The organism is Wohlfahrtiimonas chitiniclastica, from assembly GCF_002252325.1.
In the GTDB taxonomy this organism is placed as follows: domain Bacteria; phylum Pseudomonadota; class Gammaproteobacteria; order Cardiobacteriales; family Wohlfahrtiimonadaceae; genus Wohlfahrtiimonas; species Wohlfahrtiimonas chitiniclastica.
Genome location: NZ_NEFL01000001.1, coordinates 51,948 through 73,637, shown reverse-complemented (window position 1 = coordinate 73,637; position 21,690 = coordinate 51,948). Strand labels below are relative to the sequence as shown.

General features: G+C 44.5%; 21 protein-coding genes and 2 tRNA genes. 14 read left to right on the top strand and 9 right to left on the bottom strand.

The genetic code is table 11. The features are described 5' to 3' along the window. Window positions 1-93: 93 nt before the first annotated feature. The 14 genes from B9T10_RS00385 (at window position 94) to B9T10_RS00315 (ending at window position 13,750) form a co-directional block, all read left to right on the top strand. A complete protein-coding gene (locus B9T10_RS00385) occupies window positions 94-948 on the top strand; it encodes a DUF2157 domain-containing protein (protein ID WP_094537534.1) in 855 nt (284 codons plus the stop codon). Continuing rightward, the gene (locus tag B9T10_RS00380) at window positions 935-1,870 is read left to right on the top strand and encodes a DUF4401 domain-containing protein (protein WP_094537533.1); all 936 of its coding nucleotides are present in this window, start codon (window positions 935-937) and stop codon (window positions 1,868-1,870) included. The genes B9T10_RS00385 and B9T10_RS00380 overlap by 14 nt, the downstream gene beginning before the upstream one ends. Then, a complete protein-coding gene (locus B9T10_RS00375; RefSeq protein ID WP_094537532.1) occupies window positions 1,867-2,325 on the top strand; it encodes a GDYXXLXY domain-containing protein in 459 nt (152 codons plus the stop codon). The genes B9T10_RS00380 and B9T10_RS00375 overlap by 4 nt, the downstream gene beginning before the upstream one ends. Window positions 2,326-2,415: 90 nt before the next feature. Next, window positions 2,416-2,967, top strand: a complete 552-nt coding sequence (locus B9T10_RS00370; RefSeq protein ID WP_094537531.1) for an HdeD family acid-resistance protein — start codon at window positions 2,416-2,418, stop codon at window positions 2,965-2,967. 96 nt (window positions 2,968-3,063) lie between these two features. Then, window positions 3,064-3,561 carry a division/cell wall cluster transcriptional repressor MraZ gene (gene mraZ, locus B9T10_RS00365; protein ID WP_094537530.1) on the top strand — a complete coding sequence of 166 codons (498 nt, stop codon included), beginning with the start codon at window positions 3,064-3,066 and terminating at the stop codon, window positions 3,559-3,561. Between the two features lies 1 nt (window position 3,562). Next, window positions 3,563-4,348, top strand: coding sequence for a glutamate racemase (murI, locus tag B9T10_RS00360; protein ID WP_063503329.1), 786 nt, complete (start codon window positions 3,563-3,565; stop codon window positions 4,346-4,348). 21 nt (window positions 4,349-4,369) lie between these two features. Further along, window positions 4,370-6,904 (top strand): aminopeptidase N, encoded by a 2,535-nt coding sequence (pepN, locus tag B9T10_RS00355; RefSeq protein ID WP_094537529.1) that lies wholly within the window; start codon window positions 4,370-4,372, stop codon window positions 6,902-6,904. After that, window positions 6,901-7,446, top strand: coding sequence for a nitroreductase family protein (locus tag B9T10_RS00350; protein ID WP_008314137.1), 546 nt, complete (start codon window positions 6,901-6,903; stop codon window positions 7,444-7,446). The genes pepN and B9T10_RS00350 overlap by 4 nt, the downstream gene beginning before the upstream one ends. 2 nt (window positions 7,447-7,448) lie before the next feature. Then, on the top strand, window positions 7,449-8,222 hold the full coding sequence (locus B9T10_RS00345; protein ID WP_063503327.1) for a TSUP family transporter: 774 nt from the start codon (window positions 7,449-7,451) through the stop codon (window positions 8,220-8,222). 13 nt (window positions 8,223-8,235) lie between these two features. Then, window positions 8,236-8,730 carry an acyl-CoA thioesterase gene (locus B9T10_RS00340; RefSeq protein WP_008314135.1) on the top strand — a complete coding sequence of 165 codons (495 nt, stop codon included), beginning with the start codon at window positions 8,236-8,238 and terminating at the stop codon, window positions 8,728-8,730. A gap of 516 nt (window positions 8,731-9,246) precedes the next feature. Beyond that, window positions 9,247-10,665, top strand: a complete 1,419-nt coding sequence (locus B9T10_RS00330) for an APC family permease (RefSeq protein WP_008314133.1) — start codon at window positions 9,247-9,249, stop codon at window positions 10,663-10,665. A 115-nt stretch (window positions 10,666-10,780) separates the two neighbouring features. Beyond that, window positions 10,781-11,332 (top strand): lipoprotein insertase outer membrane protein LolB, encoded by a 552-nt coding sequence (lolB, locus tag B9T10_RS00325; protein ID WP_018123037.1) that lies wholly within the window; start codon window positions 10,781-10,783, stop codon window positions 11,330-11,332. Beyond that, a complete protein-coding gene (ispE, locus tag B9T10_RS00320; protein ID WP_094537527.1) occupies window positions 11,332-12,156 on the top strand; it encodes a 4-(cytidine 5'-diphospho)-2-C-methyl-D-erythritol kinase in 825 nt (274 codons plus the stop codon). Before lolB ends, ispE begins: the two co-directional genes overlap by 1 nt. A gap of 79 nt (window positions 12,157-12,235) precedes the next feature. Next, window positions 12,236-13,750, top strand: coding sequence for a fumarate hydratase (locus tag B9T10_RS00315; protein WP_018123035.1), 1,515 nt, complete (start codon window positions 12,236-12,238; stop codon window positions 13,748-13,750). Between the two features lie 48 nt (window positions 13,751-13,798). Here the strand turns inward: B9T10_RS00315 and B9T10_RS00310 are convergent, their stop codons facing one another. The 9 genes from B9T10_RS00310 to B9T10_RS00270 form a co-directional block, all read right to left on the bottom strand. Then, complete coding sequence (locus B9T10_RS00310) at window positions 13,799-15,460, bottom strand: FecR family protein (RefSeq protein WP_094537526.1); 1,662 nt, start codon at window positions 15,458-15,460, stop codon at window positions 13,799-13,801. A 56-nt stretch (window positions 15,461-15,516) separates the two neighbouring features. Beyond that, window positions 15,517-16,293 carry a lipid asymmetry maintenance ABC transporter permease subunit MlaE gene (gene mlaE, locus B9T10_RS00305; RefSeq protein WP_008314128.1) on the bottom strand — a complete coding sequence of 259 codons (777 nt, stop codon included), beginning with the start codon at window positions 16,291-16,293 and terminating at the stop codon, window positions 15,517-15,519. Continuing rightward, window positions 16,290-17,081, bottom strand: coding sequence for an ABC transporter ATP-binding protein (locus B9T10_RS00300; protein WP_008314127.1), 792 nt, complete (start codon window positions 17,079-17,081; stop codon window positions 16,290-16,292). The genes mlaE and B9T10_RS00300 overlap by 4 nt, the downstream gene beginning before the upstream one ends. Before the next feature lie 8 nt (window positions 17,082-17,089). Beyond that, on the bottom strand, window positions 17,090-18,868 hold the full coding sequence (locus B9T10_RS00295; RefSeq protein WP_094537525.1) for a FimL-related protein: 1,779 nt from the start codon (window positions 18,866-18,868) through the stop codon (window positions 17,090-17,092). Beyond that, complete coding sequence (locus tag B9T10_RS00290; protein ID WP_094537524.1) at window positions 18,865-20,388, bottom strand: hypothetical protein; 1,524 nt, start codon at window positions 20,386-20,388, stop codon at window positions 18,865-18,867. Before B9T10_RS00290 ends, B9T10_RS00295 begins: the two co-directional genes overlap by 4 nt. Window positions 20,389-20,398: 10 nt before the next feature. Next, window positions 20,399-20,770, bottom strand: coding sequence for a response regulator (locus B9T10_RS00285; protein ID WP_008314124.1), 372 nt, complete (start codon window positions 20,768-20,770; stop codon window positions 20,399-20,401). Window positions 20,771-20,842: 72 nt separating this feature from the next. Further along, window positions 20,843-21,358 carry a ribosome biogenesis factor YjgA gene (gene yjgA, locus B9T10_RS00280; RefSeq protein ID WP_008314122.1) on the bottom strand — a complete coding sequence of 172 codons (516 nt, stop codon included), beginning with the start codon at window positions 21,356-21,358 and terminating at the stop codon, window positions 20,843-20,845. A 54-nt stretch (window positions 21,359-21,412) separates the two neighbouring features. After that, window positions 21,413-21,488 (bottom strand) — tRNA-Glu (locus B9T10_RS00275). A gap of 123 nt (window positions 21,489-21,611) precedes the next feature. Further along, window positions 21,612-21,687: transfer RNA gene (locus B9T10_RS00270), tRNA-Glu, on the bottom strand. Window positions 21,688-21,690 lie beyond the last annotated feature (3 nt).

Below are 21,690 nucleotides of genomic sequence, written 5' to 3'. Positions count from 1 at the left end.
TGAATTCACAAATATTGATAGAACCCTTTATGATAGTTATTAAACAATGATTGATTAACATTTTCCCTCACTCATCCTTGGAGACATTCCTTTATGCAATCCCGTCACTTCCTCAAGATTTTATCGTGGCACCTCGATTGTCTTGGCGTGATTTTATTGGCATCTGGCATCATCTGCTTAACAGCATTAAATTGGCTGGCTTGGAGCAGTTTGACCAAATTCATCTTGGCAGAAAGCGCTCTCATCATTGTATTTATTTATGCAATGATGACGCAAAGCCCCACACGGCAAACACTCAGCCTTGCACTCTTTGCTGTATTGGTGGGCTGCTTTTGGACGCTCTTTGGGCAAACCTATCAAATCAATAGCCATTTGTATCATTTACCCATGATTTGGTGCTTATCTTTACTGCCCTTTGCGCTGCTGTTTAATGATCGTTTTTTAACTGCATTCACTTCGCTGCTCGCTTATCTTTTCATCATCAATTACTTACAAGTCTATTGTCACAATGCCACAGTTGTCCTTTTAAGCACAGTGCTGCTCTCTCTTTTACTCAATCTTGTGTTCATTTATTTTAGCACTCGATCAAGCTTGAGCTTTGTCCATGGCATGAGTGATCTCTATTTTGTGTTCATGTGGGGCAGTTTTATGGCATTGCTGCTTGATTTTTCTGTGCGGGATCAATGGGCAATGTCACGCATTGTCGCTGTCATGGGCACGCTGTTCACTCTGGCGCTTTACTATTATCTACGCGAAAAAGCCCAAGCCATTTTGAGCTATTTAGCGGGCATGATCACATGCTTCCTATTGCTGCTAGAGCTCTTTAGTGGCGCGCTTGGCTTCTTTAGCCTCAGCGTTGTGGGATTGGTGATGATTTATCCTGCTTATCGTGGCGCAGACGCACTCTTTAATGCCGCTCGTTTTGGAGATCATCATGCAAACCCTTAACCTTAAACATTTCCTCCATGCAGGATTAATGTGCCTACTCACGTTGATTTTGATGAGTTTTCCTGCTTATTGCGTGGCACAGCTCGAAGCCAATACAACGCTGCTTTATGGCTTATGCATTGCATTCATTGCCACTACTGTTTACATTTGTCGCCGATATCGTACAGAGCGTTTCAGCCATCAATTTTTAATCCTCGCTTCCCTAACCTTATCTGCACTTTTTACCAATGGCGCAGCGCTATTAATGGCCAACAACGATTGGGATCAATTGATTAAAAGTTTTGCCCTCGTCAATGCCATTTATTCGCTGGTGCTCTTATTCGCCCTCAATAATGGTTACATCAGAATTCTCGCGATCCTTGTGTTGTGTTTGATGGGCATGATTGGCCTGTATGCACATACGGATGTTGCTTGGCCTTATTATGGGCTACTTGCGCTCACGCTTGTGTTCCTCTTCGCTGCATGGCCAAAATCCTCTCTGAATTTTGAATGGATGATTGCCCTTGCGCTCTGCGTCTTAGGCATGACGTTATTTGAACTCTGGCTCAAAGATTTTGGTTTTCACATCATACAACCGCCGCACCTCTCATCATTATTGCCAATGATGGGTGCATTGCCTTGGTTGCTGCGCAGTCCTGCCGATCGCTCGTTACGCATCACAAGCGCCGCGGCTCTATTGATTGCCTTATGGTTTTTGCCACTGAATGTGGTCATGGGTGCAGTTTTAGTCCTCATTGGCATCCTCAAAGGTGAGCGCGCCCTACATGTTTTAGGTTTACTACTGTTCACTGTTGCATTGGTGCTCTATTACTATGAATTGTCTTGGTCATTACAGGCAAAAGGCTGGTTATTGCTCAGCACAGGCACAGTTATTTTATGTGTTCCAAGAATTTTACAACGCATTTTATGGAGAGACGCATGACACGCACTCGAACCCTCGTTGCTTTTATTTTACTCGGCGCACTTTTGATCTTCATGAATGTCCAAATTCTCCAAAAAGAGCGAATTAAAACTGAAGGCGAAACCATCTACTTTGAACTTGCGCCTGTTGATCCCCGTGCCTTTATGCTCGGTGATTACATGGCGCTGCGTTATGCCCATCCATTGTTGAATGAGGATGATCAACCGATGGTCACTTTTGTGGTGACATTAAATGAACGCAATGTTGTCACACAAGCTGAGCCTTTTACTGGCGGAGCTTTACAGGACAATCAGCGCCTATTTAACATTCAAGATCAACTTCGCCCCACACGATTTTACTTTCAAGAAGGGCTTGCGCCTCATTATGATAAAGCTCGTTATGGCGCATTTAAACGCAAAGATGCGGATCACTTTTTGTTAGAGAATTTAGCCGATGCCGATCTCATCCTTTTGTAAAGCAAATGCCAAGCACCGTTTGGTTTTTTCTCATGATTCGGTGCTATAATTAAATGGCTTCTTCAATTTAATAACAACAAGGAGACAAATATGACAAATTCAACAATCAGTCAAAATAAATGGTGGCTCTCTGTCATTATTGGTGTGTTGTTCATCGTGCTCGGGATTTGGAGCTTGATGACACCTGTGGCGACATTCTTAACCATCGCCTACTTCATTGGCTTTATGTTTTTATTCACTGGGGTTGCGGAAATTTTCTCCGTCTCCAGCCAAAACTCTAATTGGGGTTGGTCACTGTTATCGGGCGTGCTTGACTTCATCATTGGTATTCTTTTCCTCACAATGCCGCCAGGTGAAGTGATGTTGGTCACAACGTTCCTCTTTGGTTTCTGGATTTTATTTAGATCCATGCTAGGTTTAGGTTTAGTGTTGAGCCTTAAAAACAGCACCGATCATCCTAAATCTGACCAATGGAAAAGCATCATTGCCTTACCCATCATTGGCATTGTATTAGGTTTCATCTTCTTGTTGTCCCCTGTGATTGCAGGCGGCATCATTGTGGGCATTTTCAGTGCGTCGATCATAGCGTTTGGCGTGTTTGAGATTTACTGGGGTCTTTTCCTCAAAAAATCTTCTGTTTAAGCTCATCTCAAAGAACCCCGAACCTTCGGGGTTTTTCTTTGCGCAGGCAAATTGTTGCTGTACAATCACTGAACCATCTTCAACGATCGATCAAACATGAAACATTTTTTGGGGGAATTTGAGGTCAAACTCGATGCTAAAAAGCGTCTGATGTTGCCTATGCCCTTAAAAAAGCAGCTTGTGGATACGGATCGCTTTGTCATCAATCGCGCGTTTGATGCGTGTCTAAACCTCTATCCTTTTGATGTATGGGAAGAGGTCGATTATGAATTAACTAAACTCAACCCCTTTGTGAAAAAAGAGCGGGATTTCATCCGCTTTGTCAGAGGCGGCGCCACAGAAGTGACGCTAGATGCACAAGGTCGTTTTGTACTCCCAAGCCGATTAATGAGTTATGCCAATATTGACTGTGACATTGTATTATCTGGCAATGGCTCTTTAATTGAAATTTGGAATCAAGCCACTTATGATCAAGCCCTGAATGTTGATTCAGAGAGCTTCTCAACGCTTGCCGAAGAAGTGATGGTAAAATATGAAAAAGACGCGCTCTTTGATTTTGATGAGCGCATTGTTGTCCCCATTATGCGTCGCTAACATGAAAATAGGATTTATAGATTCTGGCATTGGCGGGCTCTCTGTGATGAGTGCCTTCATTGATTATCCATTGCCCGCAGATTATTACTACATTGCAGATACGGCTCATTTGCCTTATGGCTTAAAATCCCATGAGTACATCCATGAGCGCATCACCACATTGACCGAATATTTATTGGCAACGCATCACATTGATATGTTGGTGATCGCGTGCAATACAGCCACAGCCATCAGTGCAGAAAAACTGCGTCATCAATTGCCACAAGATTTCCCGATCATTGGCATTGAACCTGCCATTAAACCTGCTGCGCGTGCATCAATCACCAAAGAGATTGCCATTGTCGCCACCTCATCGATGATCGAAAACCCTCGTTTAACACGCCTTATTGATCAATTTGCCCATGAAGTTTCCGTCATTAAAATCGCCGCCGATCCGTGGGTCACTTTAGTGGAAAAAGGCGACACTGAGAGCATGGCGGCTCAAAGCACATTACAAGAGACGTTAAACGTGCTGAACAATACGCAGGTGGATCAACTCATTTTAGGCTGCACTCACTTTCCCTTTTTGCAAGAAGCATTGATGGCGCTCGTGCCGCCTTCTGTGACACTTGTGAATCCTGCCTTTGCGGTGGCAAAACATGCAGAGCACTGTTTACAAGCTTGCCACATTGCGCCTGAGCGCACGCCAAGTTTTCATTATTTTACCACGGGGAATTTAAACGATTTCCAACACCAAATCACCCACCTTCAGCTGCCTTCTGGCACTGTACACACACTGGATATTTAGCTGAATTAAGAGGATAAAATTATGCCTGTATTAAAAAAAGTCTTGCGCCAAGATTATCAAGCCCCTGACTTTACCGTCAGTGACGTTGCCCTCACCTTTGAATTAAAGCCGGTGGACACATTGGTCACCACCACTTTAACTTTGCAAAAAAATCCTGCCACCGCTGGACGCACAGTGATTTTAAATGGCACGCCGACCTCTGAGCTCATTGCGCTCTCCATCAATGGCACCGCACTCAACATTCATGAACTCACCATCATGGATGACAACATTCATCTGACAGATTTAATGGATGATGCCATCACCATCACCCTTTCAAACCGCTTAAAACCTGCCAATAATACTGCGCTTGAAGGATTGTATCTATCAAATGGCATTTTCTGTACCGATTGCGAGCCTGAAGGCTTTCGCAACATCACCTATTTCCCTGATCGCCCGGACATCATGGCGAAATACACCGTCACCATCATTGCGGATCAAGAAAAATGCCCCGTATTGCTCTCTAATGGTAATTTGATTGAAGCGAAAACCTTAGACAACGGCTTGCATCAAGCGATCTGGCACGATCCATTTCCAAAGCCGAGTTACCTCTTTGCATTGGTTGCCGGTGATTTAGGCTTCATTGAAGATCAACACATGCGCCCAAATGGTACGCCAGTTCAGCTTCGCATTTATGCAGCGCACAATGAATTAGAACAATGCCATTATGCCCTTGGCGCCCTTAAACGTGCGATGGAATGGGATGAAAAACGCTTTGATTTGGTGTGCGATGTGGATCAATACAACATCGTTGCCATCCATGATTTCAATGGCGGCGCGATGGAAAATAAAGGGCTCAATATTTTCAATGCCAAATATGTGCTCGCAAATTCAGAAATTGCCACCGATGCAGATTTTGAGACTATCGAATCCATCATTGGGCATGAATATTTCCACAATTGGACAGGTAACCGCGTCACGTGTCGCGATTGGTTTCAGCTCTCTTTAAAAGAGGGGTTAACGGTGTTCCGTGATCAAGAGTTCACAGCGGATTTGCGTCATCGTGGCTTAAAGCGCATTGATGATGTCAAAATGCTCAGGAACTATCAATTCCCAGAAGATGCGGGCCCATTAAAACATCCGATTCGCCCAGAAAGTTATGTGGAAATGCGTAACTTTTACACCACAACGGTTTATGAAAAAGGCGCTGAAGTGGTGCGTTTGTATCAAACTTTGCTCGGTCAAGAGGGCTTTAAACGTGGGCTTAACCACTATTTAGATCGTTTTGATGGTACCGCTGCCACATGTGATGACTTTTTGCAGTCAATGGCAGAGGCAAACAACGCAGATCTTTCCGGCTTAGAACATTGGTACAGCCAAGCCGGCACACCACAGCTGCATGTGACCAAAACCGTGAATGATCATGGCATCACATTACACTTTAAGCAGTATTTAAGCGCAGAAGGTGAGAATCTTAAACCACAGCTCATTCCCATTAACTTTGCCCTCATCAGCAAAGAGGGTGATATGTTGCATGAAGATCTCTTCATCTTAAATGCTTGGGAAGATGAATGCTTCATTCCTTGCGAAGATCAAACAGCCGCGGTCTCTTTACTGCGTGATTTTTCAGCGCCTGTATTGTTAAATTATGATTACAGCACCGATGAATTATTGACGATTGCCTATTATGACACCGATGACTTTGCCCGTTGGGAAGCAGCGCAGCGCTACATTGCAAACATCATTGGCAACCCTGATTTAACGCTGGAAGAAAAACAACAGCGCTTCAGTGATCCTTTGGCATATTTGTTGACACTGTGTAAAACGGCACCGAATTTTTATGCCCTATTCTTAACACCGCCACATGCTGAATTCATTCAGCGCACGAGCCGTGAAAAGAATCTTCATAAAATCTGGACGGATCTTGAAGCAGTGATGACCCATGCCGCAAAACGCTATGAAAAAGAGTGGCTTGCCATTTATGAAAACATGGCCATTGGCAATACCGCTGCACGCGATCTAAAAAACTGCGTGTTGGCGTATTTAGCAAAATTGCCCCAGCATGAATTGACGGTCACGCGCCAATATGAAGCAGCCACAAACATGACTGATCGCATGGCTGCCCTTCGCGCCGCGGTTATGAATAACCACAGCACTCAAGAGACTTTGCTGAATCTCTTTTTAGAGCAGTTTAAGCATTATCCATCGGTGGTGGACAAATGGTTCTCATTGCAAGCGAGCAGCCCGTACATTACGTTAGATCAGCTCAATTTATTACGCGCGCACCCTGCCTTTAACATGCACAATCCGAACCGCGTGCGCTCGCTCTTTTCTGCCTTTGGACAAAATAAAGTGGCGCTCTATCAGCAACCTAGCGTATTCTATCCATGGTTGCTTGAGAACATTGTGATGATCGACAAAATCAATCCACAAGTGGCCGCCCGTTTAGCCACGCCATTCTCACAACTTGATTTTTTACCCAAAGCAGATAAGAATGATGTGCATTCGCTAGTGAACAGCCATTTGTCTGATTCACTCTCTAAAAACCTTGCGGAACAATTGAGCAGATCACTATGAGCATTCAAGAGATTGTCACAAAACGTCGCACCATTCATCACTACAAACCTGTGGCAGTGGATGAATCCATCATTGATGAAGCACTACGCTTAGTGGTGCATGCACCGAATCATCATCTGACATTCCCGTATCATTTTTATAAAGTCAAAGGCGATGTGCGCAGCGCACTGTTGCAATATGCCTATGATTCCTTTGCGGTGAAATCTAAAGAAACGGCGGATCAAAAGATCCAAAAATGGTCAAACATTCCCGGTTGGTTATTGGTGACGCAAAAACGTGGTGCGGAGCCAAAAGTCACGAAAGAAGATTACGCCACAATTTCAATTGCCATGTACATTTTAATGCTGGCTCTTGATGAGCGTGGCATTGGCTCAAAATGGTCCACAGCCTCCCTCTTTGAAACCGAAAAATGGTATGAGATTTGTGGCGTGGATGCCGACAAAGAAGAGATCGTTGGCATGCTGTGGTATGGCTATGCGGATAAAGAGCCAAAAACTTTTGCAAGACCGAGCATGGATCAATACTGCTCCACATTGGAGTGAGCATGAACTATTACGATCCGAGCCTGTGGCTGTTTGTGATTTTATTTGCCGCAGCCATTTTAGCAGGCTTTGTGGATTCCATTGCAGGGGGTGGCGGCTTAATCACCGCGCCTTTAATGCTCAGCATTGGCGCGCCGCCTCATGTGGCGCTCTCAATGGGTAAATACATGGGCGTCTTTGGCACATCTCTAGCCGCTTGGGAATACATTAAGCGCAAAGTGATCCGCCCTAAAGAGTGGATTTGGTGCGCATTGATGACTTTAATTGGGAGTTTTACAGGCGCTTTATTGCTGCTAAGTTTAGACCCAAGCTTCATCAAAAAGATGATTCCGCCGCTATTGATTGCTGTGGGCATTTACATGCTGATCCCTAAATCAAGAAAACAGGCACAATCGGAAGATGGCGTTGTCTCTCAACCTAAGCAAATTGCCTCGGGGCTTGGCCTTGGCTTTTATGATGGTTTCATTGGCCCGGGCACAGGATCGTTTTGGACGGTATTGTATAATCGTATTTTTAACCAAGATTTTTTAGTGGCATCCGGTGTTGCTCGCTTAATGAATAGCATGAGTAACATCGCCGCACTTGTGATCTTTGCTGTGGCAGGAAAAGTGGCATGGTTCATGGGTGCATTTATGGTGGTTGGATTTATGTTAGGCAGCTACATTGGTGCCCGCAGCGCCATTCGTTATGGCGAAAAATTCATTAAACCACTTTTCATCACCCTCGTGTTTATCATTGCAGGGCGATTGACTTACATTGAGTATTTTACAAACTGATAAAGAGATTGAAATGAGCGACGAAACAACAACTGTACTTGCGCCAGAGCGTGAACTCGAAATGACAGTATTGATGACCCCAGACATGGCCAACTTCTCTGGCAATGTCCACGGTGGTGATTTATTAAAACTGTTAGACCAAGTGGCTTATAGCTGTGCCAGTCGTTATGCTGGGCAATATGTAGTGACCTTATCTGTGGACTATGTGCTGTTTAAAGAACCCATTCATGTACAAGAATTGGTGACCTTTAAAGCCTCCGTGAACTATGTGGGTAACTCATCGATGGAAATTGGCGTGCGTGTTGAAGCAGAAAATATCACCACCCGTCAAAAACGTCACACCAACAGCTGTTACTTTACAATGGTTGCCGTCAAAGATGGTAAATCCACCAAAGTGCCACCCCTTTGCATTGAAAGCGAAGAGCAAAAAGTGCGTTGGAATAAAGCATTGATGCGTCGTAAGGCACGTAAACTCAGCCAAAAAATCTTAGATGATCAACCGGCATAAGGTGATCTGACACAAAGGGCCTTCGGGCCTTTTTTTATACTCATTTCTCTATTCTTAACAGGTTCTCAACCACTGATGTGCTCGATGAGCAAAAAATAGAAACCCTCAATACCCTTGCCATGAGTGATGATCATTTTTATGCGTTTGGTGATCCACAAGATCACCCATTTAATCGCACCGCAAATGCACACTTAATTTTCTTATTGTTGCCATCATCCCCGTTTATTGAGTGTGGGGACTCTCTTGCAACAATGGCGGCTGCTAGTTTGTCAGATAATGTCTTATAAATGATGGGTTTAGAAAAAAAACAGCACTTTTGGGCAAAAAAATGTAGCCAAACGCAAAAAATAATGTAAAATTCCCTGATTCCTCATATCCTTATGAGGAATTTTTTTTAGAGCAAAATTTAATATTGGGTATTTTGCTCGATCACAAGGGGGCAATAATTCTTTTGAATTAACGCGCATATTTATCTCTCTTTCAACATGCCATTAAACGGCTGGGGGAAATAAACTTATGTTAACAAACAACCAAACGTTATCTCCTAACGTTACCAATAACGGTTCAGCAAGCTTGCAGAAAACTTTAGTCCTCTGGCAACTTGTAATGATCGGTTTAGCTTATATGCAGCCTATGACGGTGTTCGATACCTTCGGCATTGTGAGTGATGGTACGGGCGGACATGTTCCAACAGCTTATATTGTGACCCTCGTTGCGATGATGTTCACAGCTTTGAGCTATGGGAAAATGGTTCGACGCTTTCCATCGGCAGGTTCTGCTTATACTTACGCACAAAAATCCATTAATCCTAATGTGGGTTTTGTGATCGGTTGGTGTACATTATTGGATTACCTATTCAATCCGATGATCAACATCCTCCTTGCAACCATCTATTTAAAAACGCAATTTAGTGCCGAAATCAGCATTTGGTGGTACGTTGTGCCGTTAGCAGCGATGATGACCTATATCAATTACCGTGGTATTGAAATGGTCGCAAGCTTTAACAGCATCATTGTATTCTTCCAATTGTTATTGATGTTGATTTTCCTTGTGCTCGTGGTAAAAGGTTTATACTTTGATCAAGTGGGCGCAGCGACACTCGTGAGCGCAAAACCATTCATCAGCCCTGAGATGTCCATCAGTGCAGTGGCGGCCGGTTCTGCAATCTTGTGTTTCTCCTTCTTAGGATTTGATGGTTTAAGTTCCTTGTCTGAAGAGGCCAAAGATGCCGCTAAAGCTGTACCGAAAGCGATCTTCTTAACCACTTTAATTGGCGGGATCATCTTCATTTTCATCACTTACTTTATGCAGCTTTTCTTTGAAGGTTATACATTCGTCAACCCTGAAGAGAGCCAGCCAGAAGTCTTGTTGTATGCCGCAGAACGCTCTTTAGGTAAGTTCTTAGCCGCAACATTCTTCCAATCCATCGGATTGTGGTTAGCGATTTTTGCAGTATTTGCCTCAGGTTTAGCGGCACATACGGGCGTATCTCGCATGATGTATGTGATGGGTCGCGATGGCGTATTCCCGAAAAAAACATTCGGTTATATCAATCCTAAATACAAAACACCTTCCATTAATATTTTAATCGTTGGGATTGTATCGTTGAGCGCAGGTTTCTTTGATTTAGACTTTGCCCTTCACTTAGTGAACTTTGGTGCATTGACGGCATTCTTCATTGTGAACGTTTGTGTAATCGCGCAATACTACTTCAGAGACAATCAAAAATCAGGATTCCGCAACACTTTCCATTATTTGTTCTTACCGTTCCTTGGTATGCTTTGTATCGGTTATTTATGGTACAACTTAGAAGCCATGGCATTACAAATTGGTTTGGTTTGGGGCAGCATTGGTATCATTTATTTGGCATTTGTCACCAAAGGCTTTAGAAAATACCCACAAGCCTTCATTGATCGCCAACACAATGTTGAATAACCACTAAAGTTACACCCTCTACACCCGCATTCAGTGCGGGTGTTTTTCATTGTCCGTTTACAATTTAGGCAATCCTTGTTACAGTTTTCACAATTTTTAACTTGAGAACTCCACTATGTCCATCAAACGTTTAGGGCTTGCCGCGGCTGCAATGCTCATCATTACAGGCTGTGCCACGCACATTCCTGACCCGAATCAACCCCTTGAAAGCTATACTGCCATTGGTCGAGCAGCTTTAAAAGCGCCAAACAACAGTGGACAAGCAAGCTTTAATTGGCAGCAAATTTCCCCTGAAAATTTAAAAGTGATCATCCAAGGTCCGCTTGGCAGTGGTCGCATTGATTTAGTGGTGACGCCCACCGAAAGCACCCTTAAAACCGATGATCAAACCTATAAAAGCGAATCTCCAGATGTGCTCTTTAGTGAGATCACAGGCTTTGATTGGCCAATTTCTGGGATGACGAGTTGGATCGTGGGCGAACCCGGTGCGGCTTCTACCCTCGTTAAACGCGATGCACAAAACCGCATTGAATCCTTTGATGAAGATGGCTGGCATGTGGAATATAAAAAATGGGGTCATTACAAACAGCGTGACATTCCAAAAACCATCGAGCTCACCCGTGACAATGTGCGTTTACGCCTCTTAGTGGAGCACTGGTTGTACTGATGATGCATTATTACCCTGCCCCTGCGAAGATCAATCGCTTTTTGCGCATCGTCCGCCAAGAGGACAATGGCTATCATTACCTACAAACGATCTTTCAGTTCATCTCTTTGACGGACACTTTAGGTTTTGAACTGCGGACGGATGATCAGATTGTGGCGGATTATCACAATGAATTCATTCATGAAGGCAATGATCTGATCGTTAAAGCCATTCGCTTATTACAAGCGAAAAGTGGGCGCACCACAGGCGTGACCATTACTTTAGATAAACACATTCCGATGGGTGCAGGCTTAGGTGGTGGCAGCTCGAATGCCGCAACGGCGTTGATGGCGATCAATGAACTGTATGGCTTGCATTACTCTTCTGAAACGTTGCAAGCCTTAGGGCGCACACTTGGGGCAGATGTGCCAATCTTCATCTATGGACAAAGCGCATGGGCAGAAGGCATTGGGGATCAATTCATCCCGATGATGCCAGAGGAAAGCGAGCAATATCTCATCGTGCCGCCGATTGCCATCAGCACGCAAAAAGTGTTTCAATCAGAACATTTAGCGCGCAATCACCGGATGTTGCCACAATCGCCAGATCAACCTTATCTCAATGATTGTACCTCTGCGATTATTGCACTCTATCCTCAAATGGGACGCTATCTCACACAATTGACGAACATTGGTGTGATGCCAAAAATTACAGGTACCGGCGCCTGTATTTACATCGATGTGCCCACAGAATCACAAATGGCACAATTGATGGATTTAGCAAATCTAGAAGGCTGGCAAGTTTTACCTTTTAAAACCCTTAATCGCAGTCCTTTCCATGCTTAAGCAGTGATAAATATTGCGCTTTTGTGGTATGATTTTTGCGGCTTGTCCACCACCAAAATCATTCACAAAGGAGCGTAACGTGACTATTATTAAACGTGATGATCTCGTGCAATCTATTCATGATAGCTTGCAGTTCATCTCTTATTATCACCCTGAAGATTACATTAAAAATTTAACGGCTGCCTATGAGCGCGAAGAATCTCAAGCGGCTAAAGATGCAATGGCGCAAATCCTCATCAATTCACGCATGTGTGCGGAAGGTCGCCGCCCGATCTGCCAAGACACTGGCATCGTGACTGTGTTTGTAGAGATCGGCACCAACGTACGTTTTGAAGATGGCTTTGATGTCACGCAAGCCATCAATGAAGGCGTAGCGAAAGCCTATACTGATCCTGACAATATTTTGCGTGCCTCCGTCCTTGCTGACCCGATGGGCAAACGCATCAACACCAAAGACAATACACCTGCGGTGATCCATTATGACATCGTCCCCGGTGATCGATTAGACATTCATGTGGCCGCAAAAGGTGGCGGCAGTGAAGCCAAAACTAAATTTGCGATGCTCAACCCTTCTGATTCCGTGGTGGATTGGGTGTTACAAAAAGTGCCAGAAATGGGTGCCGGCTGGTGTCCTCCAGGCATTTTAGGGATTGGCGTGGGCGGTACGGCTGAAGAAGCGATGCTCATGGCCAAAAAATCCCTCATGCAGCCGATCGACATTCAAGAGTTGATGGCCAGAGGCCCACAAAATCGCTCTGAAGAGATTCGTTTAGAGCTCTATGACAAAGTCAACGCCCTTGGCATCGGCGCGCAAGGTTTAGGTGGTTTAACCACTGTGTTAGACGTTAAAATCATGGAATGCCCAACCCATGCAGCCAACTTACCCGTCGCCATCATTCCAAACTGCGCGGCCACTCGTCATGCACACTTTACATTAGATGGTACAGGCCCTGCGGTATTGACGCCACCAAACTTAGACATTTGGCCAGAAATCACCAATACAGGCAGCGGCGGTCGTCAGGTGAATTTAGACACCTTGACCAAAGAAGAGATGGCCACATGGCAACCGGGCGAAACTTTATTGCTCACCGGTAAAATCTTAACGGGGCGCGATGCTGCCCATAAGCGCTTGGTGGAAATGCTTAACAAAGGCGAACCCTTACCGGTTGATTTCACCAATCGTTTGATCTATTACGTGGGTCCTGTGGATCCGATTCATGATGAAGTGGTGGGACCTGCGGGCCCAACAACAGCAACGCGTATGGATAAATTCACCCGCCAAATCCTAGAGCAAACGGGCTTAATTGGCATGATTGGTAAAGCTGAACGCGGTCAAATCGCCATTGATGCCATCAAAGATAACAATGCTGCTTACTTAATGGCAGTGGGCGGCGCGGCTTATCTTGTGTCTAAAGCCATCAAAGCCTCTAAAGTTTTAGCCTTTGAAGATTTGGGCATGGAAGCCATTTATGAATTCACTGTGGAAAATATGCCTGTAACCGTTGCGGTAGATAGCAAAGGTCAATCCGTGCATAAAACTGAGCCCGTTAAATGGCAAGCAAAAATCGGTAAAATCCCTGTAGTGACTGAATAATCTCCATAAAAAAACCCTGATTCATCAGGGTTTTTTCTTATCCATCATTTATGGCGTCAGCTTTGCGGAAATGCTTGGGATATTTAACACCTCAAAAGATTGCGGCAAGCCCCATTCACTCACATAACCATCAAATGCTGTGGATTGAATGCGAAAATAATAAGTGCCCGGCACAAGATCCTCAATAAAGAGTTCCGTTTCTGGCAATGAATGCTCAAGCAACACTTGCTTAAAGCTTGGATCATTGGACACTTGAATCAAATATTGTGTGCCCCGCTCTAATGGCGCCCATTCAAGCATCACATTCGCTGTTTTCACATGGGCATGATCTAAATTTGGATCTTCAAGCAACACGCGCGTATCCATCACACTTGAAAATGGACCACGTTTGCCATTGTCCGCAATTGATGCCACTCGCCAATAATAAACGCCCGATAATAAATCCTTAGGCTGATATTCAGGTACACTTAAATTGTCTGCATCAATGATGACTTCACGGAAATCCGCATCACGCGCCACTTGTAGATAATATGTTTTTGCTTCATCGTTCACTTTTTGCCATGCAAAGGTTAAATCTTTCAATAACGCTTTGGCATGATTGTCCGGTGTCGTAAGATTTGGGGCAAATGGACGTGCATTTAAAATGAATTCATAGCTCGCAGGCTGCCCTGTGACGCCATTGTCATCAATGGCACTGACGATCATACGATAACGACCATCGGGCAGATCACCGCCTAACAGCACATCACCTTGTGAACGCAAGCTTGACACAGCATCTTGCTCATCTTCCCCAACGGGTACCACTTTTGTGGCATAACCCATGACATTGTCAGCCTTTGGTACATCAATGCGAATGGGTACGGCTTCAATCAATTGTGGGAATGATTTAAATTCAGGTGGCGGCAACATCGCAACTTTCTTGGCATCGCCCTCTTTTGTGATGATGATGGCTTCACCTGCTGTGAGTTCAGCGCCTTGTGCTGCCTCTTCTGCACTTTTTGCCACAACTTTACCCGTCACCACTTCCGTTACGCTGTTGTCATCTTTTTCCAATCCCATGCGAAACACTGTGCCGCGTACAGATGTCATGGCAGAGGCTGTTTTCACTTCATAATTGGTGTTAGAAATGGGGCTGGAATAAACGCGATTCTCTAAACGCCCTTTTTCCAGCTCTAATTTAATGTCACTCAATGAACCATCGCCTAACGCGATCAAATCTTTCAACACCAATTCACTGTTGCTTTGCAGCAATAGACGCGAACCATCTTTAAATAAAATGGTGGCCAGCCCATCATCACCTGTGATGATCTTATCGCCAGTGGTTAAAATGAGGCTGTCTTTATCTGTAAAATCTTGCCCATATTGCAATGTTTGCTCATTGTCATTGATGATGGTGACGCTGCCAATGGCATTGACGAGCGTGGCGGTTGATTGATTCGTTTTCAGCCAAGCGCGCGGCACTTTAATGAGCGTTCCCGGTTCAATGTAGTCATCATTGGTTAAATGGTTGATTTTTTTAAGTTCTGTCCAGAGTTTAATGCTGTGCAGATGGCGCTGGGCAATGTTCCATAGGCTGTCGCCTGGAATGGCTTTATACAAGAAAATATCTTCTGTTGCGGCATCATCTTTGTCCACATTCGCAGCGGCGAGCGAACAGAGAAGCGCCATCAGCAAAAAGGCGGATGCCCACATGCTTTTGATCATCTTCATGAGTTACCTTATTGATTAGAATAGTGAATAACGAACGTCAAACCACGGCATCAACATCATCTGAACAAAAGTGCTGTCAAAATAAAGTCTGCCGCTAATACGAGCAATGATGCTTTGACCACCGTCGCCGTTGTTGAATTGGCCACACCACTTGATGTGGCATGTCCGCGCAAACCTTCACGCAGTGCCACTAAGTTACAAATTAAGCCAAACACAACACTTTTAATGATGACACCGTTGAAAATATCATCATAAAAGATGACAGATGATTGCATTTGTGACCAGTAACCACCGCCATCGAGCCCTAAAACCTCAACGGCAATGTAGTAACTGCCTAAAATGCCCACATCTGAAAAGAAAATCGTTAAAATCGGCACCACAATGATGCCCGCCATTAAGCGTGGTAATAAAATATAGCGATAAGGGTCCACCGCCATCATCTCATAGCTTGACCACTGCTCTGTGGCACGCATCAAACCAATTTCAGCAGTGAGTGATGAACACGCGCGCCCCGTATAAAGCAATGCCGTAAATACAGAGGCCAACTCACGAAAGAGCGCCAATGCTGTGACAGTGCCCACAGATGCCTCTGCCCCAAAGCGCACTAAATTAACATAACCTTGAAACGCAAGCACCATACCAATGAACATGCCGCTCAATAAAATGATGGGTAACGACAAGATGCCCAATTGATACACTTGGCGTGCAAATAATCCTGGTTTTTGGAATAGATAACCGCTGTGGCGCATCACAGCAAAGAAAAACACCACGCTTTCCCCAAGGGCATTGACGCAATCAATGGTCTTTTGCCCGATTGTTTCAATCAATTTCATGACAATAACTCATCCTTCAATGCAACAGTGGGCAGATTAAATGGCATCGGACCATCGGCTAAACCATCGATGAATTGACGCACCTGCACATTCTCATCAGAGCGAATTTCATCGGCTGTGCCGTGCGCAATCACATGCCCACCACTGATGATATAGACATAATCGGCAATGCTGAGCACTTCATCGACATCATGGGAAACAATGATGCTCGTTAAATCGAGTGCATCATTGAGATCTTTGATCAAACGCATCAACACCCCCATCGAAATGGGATCTTGCCCAGTAAAAGGCTCATCATAAAGTAACAATTGTGGATCTAACGCAATCGCACGGGCTAAAGCCACGCGACGCGCTTGCCCGCCGGACAATGATGAGGGCTTTGCATCCTTCAATGCGCGAAGCCCCACCGCTTCTAATTTTAATAACACCAATGTATTAATGAGTTCTTCAGAGAGTTTGGTGTGCTCTCTTAAGGCAAAGGCAACATTGTCATACACCGTCATGTCTGTAAACAGTGCGCCACTTTGGAACAATAATCCCATCTGTTTACGCATCGCATAGAGTTCAGTGCGGGATAAGGTAGACAAATCTTTGCCCATCGCCATAATGGTGCCCGATTGTGGCACCACTTGTTTGGTCATCAATTTAAGCAGCGTGGTTTTCCCCGTGCCTGATGGACCCATCACGGCTGTGATCTTTCCTTTCGGGATCGAAAGCGTCATGCCATCAAAAATGACACGTTTCCCAAAGGAGAGGGACACATCTTGTAACTTGATCATCTCAGGCATGGCAACTCCTATTGATATGGCTGTAAAAATTGATTGAACAACTCAATAATGTGTAAAAACTGTAAGCGATATTCACAGATGGCGGCCGCATCATTCGCACTGCTGCACGTCATCGCTCGTTCTAAAGCAGCGGCAGCATGTTCAGCCTCTGTCAGCTTCATCAAGGCTGCATTGCCACGTAAAGTATGTGCAATGCGAATGAGGGCTTCATAATTGCGCGCATCCATCGGCATCACATCAATGGCCTCACTGAACTCTGACACCAAAGCATCAAAATCCTCTTTGCATGCCATGATCATCTCAACATCCACATCAGAATATTGGTTCAAAGCACGCGTCAATGCTTGATGGCGCTGCAAATGGCCTTTTGCCCCTTCAATCACTTGTGCAGAGACCTCACGATTTTCTAAATGCATGTTGCTGATGTATTCAACAGCAAGTGCCACTTCACCGAGCGCCTCTTGCGACAACTGACGGAGCATAAAATCATCGTTAAAATAACGCGTTAAACTGTGCACAATCGAAAGCATCCCTTCGGCTTTGACCAAATCATAAAGCACTTTTTGTAACTCTGCCAATTTCGCCGCATCTTTACTTTTCGCAATCGCATCACGCAATTGACCATATTGTGCCACAAATAACTTCAAGGCTCGATGTTTTGCATTGATGTATGCCCAATTTTGCGTTTCATTGTAGGACAAAGGTACCGGTTGCTCACGTGTGCCCCAAAGGTCTGCCAAATAGCTTTCAAGCACCCAATATTGGCTCACAAGCTCGTTAAATTCATTGCTTTCCATCGGTTCAGCGATGAGGCGCTCCATGGCATTGACCAAATCTGTCGTTAATACAGATAGGCGTTTTAAGCCCATAAAATCCAGTACTTTAATGAGTTTATGCAAAAATGGCATGAATTCTTCTAAGCGAATGCGCTGCGCTTGATCTAAATAAACACGCTCTAATTGCTCATGAATTTTGATCAAATCATCTTTCAAGGCTTGCCCAAAACGCTTATAAACCGCCGGTGAAATGCTGTAGACATTTTGCACTAAAATGCTCTTTTCAATGAAATGATCACCATTGGCTAACGTGCGCACTGTGGACAATAACGCCTCACTCACATCTGGCGTGATGGCTTGATGATCGAGCAATTGCGCCAAGCGTCCATCTAATTGCGCCAATAAACGGTGCGTTTCTACACTCAACGGGCGCTCGTGATTCAACAGTGCTTGTAAATAAAAAGACAGAAGCGACCAATCACGGCCATTGACTTCAGGCAATGAGGCAGAAATGTCACGACTCAACGCATTTAAAGCATTCAAAGGGCCTTCCATCGAATTTGTGCGAATGAGCTGCAATAATTGCTTTTGATACAAGGTGCGCAGCATTTTAATGAGGGTTAAATTGAGCTCTTCATTGACCTCTGCACCCGCATCAAAGCCTTCCACCACATCACTTTCTTGCATGCGCCCAAGGTCTGTGAAAATATCAATGCTCTGCTCTAACAACAAACAGTAACGGAGCACAAAATCTTCTGCATCCCCTTCCCCAAAGGCAGACAATGCTGCCACATGTTTACCCGCTTGCGTGGTGTATTGCGCGGCATGATCCCAAGACAATACGGTAAATATCCCGGCGATCTCTTCTAATGCACTGGCAATCGTGGCTTTTTCTTCCGCTTCATCCTCGGAATCTTCTAATAATGTTTCAAGGGTGTCACGCAATAACTCAGCGGCAACTTTTAATTCATCCACAACGTCTGCATCAGTTAGTTCAATGGTCTGTGTCATGCCTCTTCCTTCAATCCTCTATTTAACTGATCAATCTCAGATATGATCAACATCAATTCTTGTTCCACTTCGCGATACGCCACCACAGAATCATTGGTATTGCTCACAACGCTTGAGAAGAACGCTTCTATCATCCATGCGGTCTGTTTGACATCCGCAATTTTATCTTTACGCTCCGTAAAATACGCGAGCTGTTTTTTTAAGGTTGAACGCAGTGTCTCTAAGTGCTCATCACCACCTTTTTTCACGAGGGACAAATCGTGGGAAAAGGCTTGTTCAAGGTAATCATAAGTATTTTGCATCTCTTTGATGATGTCGCTGATGCTGTGTGAAGACTCTCGCACCTCGCGCCCTTTCGCTAAAATGCGATCGCTCTCATTGTTCAATGAAGCGACTAAATCTAATTGCGTCATCAAGCGCTCACGCAATGTCACAAAGTGATCGACCACCGCCATCACCTGAACAATGCGTTGATCTTTCACATCTTTTTCAAACAAAATGGATAAACGCGCACGGTTTAAACGCAAGAATAAGAAGGCAAAAATCAAGAAAAAGAGCACAATCCCACCGGCAGCAATCAGTGAAATTAAACGCACATATTGATTCATCGATTGAATGTAGGCTTGCTGACCTTCATAAGCGGTGTCGATCGTGGTTTGCAATAGGCGCTGAATGGTGTCCTTTTCATCTTGCAATTTAGTGCGCATTTGATTGAGGAGCACTAAGCCTCTGGCATCTTTAATGAGACTTGACACATCGCGTGCTAATTGATTGAACACAAATTGCGCCTCTAAAATGCTCTCTTCTTCTAACGAGCCACGAATGCTTTGTACGCCCTCTTGTGGCGAGCCCATCATCAAGACATTTAAGCCCTTTTGCACCACCGATAAACTTTCAGTCAATTCTGAGATGGTTTGAATGTCCACTTTCGCTTGGCTATTGATGACGCGCGTTAAATTCGCATGTAAACGCACCACCGCATTGGCCAATTGATCAATGTAGCGAATGGTTTCTAAACTCACGGAGCGCGCATCAGACAGCTGACTTGATACGCCACTTAAATCTTGATATAAGGATTGACTGGCCGCATCCGCGCGCTGCTTTAAGCGAATGGCATTATTGACAACGTTTAACGCATTGTTTTGTTCTGCCAATTGCTGCTGAAAGTTTTGCCAAATGTTCAGCACATTGTTGGCATCAATCCCTTCAACCTTTTGCAGATTTTCTGAGATGGTTTGCATGCGCGCTTTTAAAAACGCTTCCTCAATGTGCCCACCTTGGGCTTGAATGTCGATGTAATGATCAATGTCCCGCACGGCATCATACACGGTGGATAAATGCGCCACATCTTGGTTGCTCTCATATTTTGGTAACCGCATAAAAGCAAACACAATCAAACCCACCAAAAAGAGGCCGCAAATGAAAAATGCAATGGTCAATTGCTTGCGCTGTTTCTCATATGGTGTGGTGGTGATCGTCTTTGCTGCGCCCACATCCGCCATCACTTCACTCACAGTCATGATCCTTTAATTATTTATATTTTTCTATCACTTTAATTAAATCATCACGGGTAAAGGGTTTTGTAATGAACGCATCACAGCCCGCTAATTGCCCACGTGCCTTATCAAATGCACCATCTTTACTCGTGAGCATGATGACAGGGGTTTTAGAGATGTCAGAAGGCGAACCTTTAATGATTTGGCAAGTGTCATAGCCATCGAGATTTGGCATCATCACATCCATAAAAATCAAATTAGGACGCGCCTCTTCTAATCCTGACAATGCACTGAAGCCATCGACTTCAGAGATGACTTCAAAGCCCTCTTTGCTTAAAATCAACTCTGCCGTTTTACGCACAGTGCTACTGTCATCGACCACCATAATCTTAAAATTATCCGCCATTTTTATATTCCATTATCCCATTTGCAGAAAAACATGTGTAATGCGTCATTATATCGTTAAATAAAACTTTCACTACGGGTTTTGAGCAAATTTATCACGTAAATAGCGAAATAGTAATGTTCGGCTGCGGGATTTCCCACCTTTCTTGATCTCGGATAAGGAATTTCTCACCAATTGGCGCATGTGTTGGAAATCAATCTCGCCTAATTGCTCAATAATCTCATCGTGCACCGCAGGATCATTGTTCAATAATCGCTCAACTTTATTTTCCACCCATTTCTCGATGCCCTTTTGACGCTCACTGCCCGCTTGCATGGCATCTAAACGGCGCACCACCAATTCATAATCCTCATCATCTAATTGACGCATGAGTTTACCAATCAATTGTTTTTGACGCTTTAAGCCGCCGCCATGACGAATGGTTTTCGCAAGCAAAACAGCATCCACTAAAGTACCCGGTAAATCTAAAAGATCTAAATCACTTTCAGAGAGCGCCATCAAAGATTCACCAAAATCCTGCTTAGCTTCCGCTTCTCTTTTCAATTGGCTTTTGCTTGGGCCATCGTATTCAAATTCTTCTTCGTACATGTTAATTCTCCTCATAGCAAAAAGCCTGCAACAATGTGCAGGCTTTCTTTAAGATGGCGTCCCCACGGGGATTCGAACCCCGGTTGCCGCCGTGAAAGGGCAGTGTCCTAGGCCTCTAGACGATGGGGACAGATTTTGGTTAATAGATGTCTAGTCATCTCTCGCTAGCAACGAGTACTCTACCAAGGAGAGCTTTAACTGAATCGCTTCAGTTGCTATGTGTAATACGACAACCTTAAAAACTTCTTAAAGTTGGCGTCCCCACGGGGATTCGAACCCCGGTTGCCGCCGTGAAAGGGCAGTGTCCTAGGCCTCTAGACGATGGGGACATC